The following is a 3,668-nucleotide window of genomic DNA, read 5'->3' as shown; positions in this document are numbered from 1 at the left end:
GGTCGTCATCCGGGGTTGCCGCGGCTGTTGAATATGTATGGCATCACCGAGACCACGGTGCATGCCTCGTTGCGGGAAATCGTTACCGCCGATGCGCAGACCGCGCTGTCTCCGATCGGGGTGCCGCTGGCGCATCTGGGCTTTTTCGTGCTCGACACCTGGTTGCGGCGGGTATCGCCGGGGGTGGTCGGTGAGTTGTATGTCGCCGGCGCTGGGCTTGCCGAGGGTTATGTGGGCCGGGCGGGGTTGTCGTCGTCGCGGTTTGTGGCGTGTCCGTTTGGCGGGCCCGGTCAGCGGATGTATCGCACCGGGGATCTGGTGTCGTGGGGTGCTGATGGGCAGTTGCGCTATGTGGGCAGGGCTGATGAGCAGGTCAAGATCCGCGGGTACCGCATCGAACTCGGTGAAGTCCAGGCGGCGCTGAACGCCGTTGACGGCGTGGAGCAGGCGGTGGTGATCGCCCGCGAGGACCGCCCCGGCGACAAGCGCCTGGTTGGCTATGTCACCGGAACGGCCGACCCGGCCGCTGCGCGCGCGGAACTGGGTGAGCGGCTGCCGGGCTATATGGTTCCGACCGCGGTGGTGGTGCTGGAAACACTGCCGTTGACGGTCAACGGCAAGATCGACACCCGTGCCCTGCCGGCACCCGAATACACCGACGTGGATCGCTACCGCGCGCCGCAAAGCGCGGTCGAGGAAATTCTGGCCGGGATTTATGCCCAGGTGTTGGGGCTGGAGCAGGTCGGCGTTGACGAGTCGTTCTTCGAGCTGGGCGGCGACAGCATCCTGTCGATGCAGGTCGTGGCGCGGGCACGGGCGGCCGGCCTGCTGTGTCGCCCGCGGGATGTGTTCGTCGAGCAGACCGTCGCCAGACTTGCACTGGTGGTCGAAGTAGCGGACAGCGCCGCGGGCACGGTCGATGAGGGTATCGGGCCGGTGGTGGCCACTCCGATCATGGGCTGGCTGGCCAGCGTGGACGGCTCGGTCGACGAGTTCAACCAGACCATGGTCGTTCAGGCGCCCGCCGGGGTGAGCGAGGCCGACGTCGTGGTGTTGGTGCAGGCCTTGCTGGATCGGCATGCAATGTTGCGGGTACGCGTCGAGGATGACGGCGCCGGAGGATGGGCGCTGACGGTGCCCGAGGCCGGCACAGTGGCTGCCGCCGCGTGCGTGCAGGCCGTCGACGCGATCGATGATGATGCGGTGGCCGAGGCGCGGTCGCGCTTGAACCCGGGCGCCGGCGTGATGCTGAGTGCACTGTGGGCCAGCTCAACCGGCCAGTTGGTGTTGATCGTTCACCATCTGGCAGTCGATGGCGTGTCGTGGCGAATCCTGTTGGAAGATCTCAACATCGCCTGGGCCCAGCACCACAGTGGGCAGTCGATTGACCTGCCGGCAGGCGGGACGTCGTTTGCCCGGTGGTCAACGGTGCTCGCCGAATATGCCCACGCCCCTGAGGTGATCGCACAGGCCGATGCGTGGCGGCAGGTGGCCGCGACGCCGGCGGTGTTGGCGTCGGTGCGACCGGAGGTGGACACGTTCATCACCGCCGGGAACTTGTCGGCGGATCTGGATGTCGAGACCACCCGGATGCTGCTCGGTGAGGTGCCCGCAGCATTGCACGCCGGGGTGCAAGACATCTTGTTGATTGCGTTCGGATTGGCCTGCGCGGAGTTCTTGGGTTCCGGCGATGCACCGATCGGCATCGATGTGGAGGGTCACGGCCGCCACGAGGAACTTGCCGGCGGGATTGATTTGACCCGTACCGTGGGTTGGTTCACCACCATTTACCCGGTGGCCCTGAGTGTGGGGGCCCTGGACTGGGCGCAGGTGACCGCAGGTGAGTCGGCGCTGGAAGCATCGGTCAAGAACGCCAAGGAACAACTGCGCGCGCTGCCCGATCCGCTGACCTATGGCCTGCTGCGCTACCTGAACCCCGAGATCGACCTCGACGGGGTCGACCCACCGATCGCGTTCAACTATCTGGGCCGGTTGGGCGCGGCTGCGGCCGAACTCTCCGAGGAACTGTGGCGGATCAGCCAGGAAGGCCTGACCCTTACCGGCGCGGCCGCGGCGATACCGATGCCGTTGCTCCACACAGTGGAACTCAACGCCGCCACCGTCGACACCGAGGACGGCCCACGACTGCACGCGAACTGGACCTGGGCGCAATCGGTGCTCAATCAGGCGCAGGTGGACCGGTTGAGCCGGTTGTGGTTCGAGGCCCTCGCTGGCATCTGCGCGCTGGTGCGCTCCGGCGGCGGCGGGCTCACACCCTCAGATATCACCCCGGCCCGGCTCAGCCAGCCCCAACTCGACGAACTGTGCCAGCAGTACGCCGTCTCGGACGTGTTGCCGCTGACCCCCCTGCAGCAGGGGCTGCTGTTCCACGCCAACACTGTGCAGGACCGCGGTGACGACGTGTATGCGATTCAGCGCGATATCACCATCACTGGTGCGCTTGAACCGCAGCGGCTTCACGACGCGGTCCAGACGGCGATCACCCGTCACCCGCATCTGGCGGCCCGCTTCTGTGCAGACTTCGACGAGCCGGTGCAGATCATCCCGGCGGAACCGACTGCGCCGTGGCGATACGTCGAAATCACTGCCAGCGACGTGGACCTCGAACAGCAGGTCCAGCAGGTGTGCGCCACCGAACGCGCCGCGGTCGCTGACCTCGCCGACCAGTCACCCTTCCGGGCGGCGCTGATTCGCACCGCACCGGACCGCCACCGCTTCGTACTGACCAACCATCACATCGTTCTCGACGGGTGGTCGACCGCGATCTTGCTGCAGGAAATCATCGCCGGTTACTACGGGCAGCGGTTGCCTGCAGCGGTGCCGTACCGCCGCTTTGTCAGCTGGTTGACCGAACGAGACATGGACGCGGCCCGCGCGGCCTGGGCCGAAGTGCTTGCCGGGTTCGATACACCCACCCTGGTTGGCTCGCCAAATCGGTTGGGTCTCGGCCGACGCGACGTCGCAACGTTCCGTCTGGATGAGGAGTCCACTCAGGCACTTGGCGATCTGGCACGCGCTAACCACACGACCGTCAGCACCGTGCTTCAAGCCGTCTGGGTGCAGCTGCTGATGTGGCTGACCGGCCAGCGTGATGTCGCCTTCGGCACCGCGGTTTCCGGGCGCCCAACCGACGTCAACGGCGCAGACTCGATAGTTGGCCTGCTGATCAACACCGTGCCTGTGCGCGCGACGATCACGCCGACAACAACCATCGCCGACCTTCTGGATCAGCTGCAAGCAGCGCACAACCGCACCGTCGACCACCAGCACCTGGCGCTATCGGAGATTCACCGCATCGCCGGCCACGATCAGTTGTTCGACACCTTGTTCGTCTACGAGAACTACCCGGTTGACGCCGCTGCGTTCGCCGGTGAATACGAGTTGGCCATCACCGACATCAGCGCACGTGAGTACAACCATTATCCGCTGGCGGTACAAGCGTCACCGGGTCGCGAGCTGACATTGCGTGTCGAGTACGACGCCGAGGTGTTCGACGCCGCAGGTATCAACTCTTTGATGGCACGGCTGCGGCGGGTGGTGGCGGCTTTGACCGCTGAACCGGATCAGTAATCATGACCGCGGATGCGTCGCGGCGGTTGTTGTCGATTGATTTGCTCGATGAGGATGAGCATGCCCAGTTGGATGGG

1 protein-coding gene is annotated in these 3,668 nt (G+C 65.7%); it reads left to right on the top strand.

Translation table 11 applies throughout. The features are described from left to right. The coding region (locus tag A5650_RS00015; RefSeq protein ID WP_156743947.1) for a condensation domain-containing protein at window positions 1-3,591 on the top strand (3,591 nt) is incomplete at its 5' end. Between the last annotated feature and the right edge of the window lie 77 nt (window positions 3,592-3,668).

Source organism: Mycobacterium sp. 1164985.4 (assembly GCF_001668575.1).
Taxonomy (GTDB): Bacteria; Actinomycetota; Actinomycetes; order Mycobacteriales; family Mycobacteriaceae; genus Mycobacterium.
Note: the sequence above shows the minus strand (reverse complement) of the source record. Positions and strands in the feature narration are given on the sequence as shown.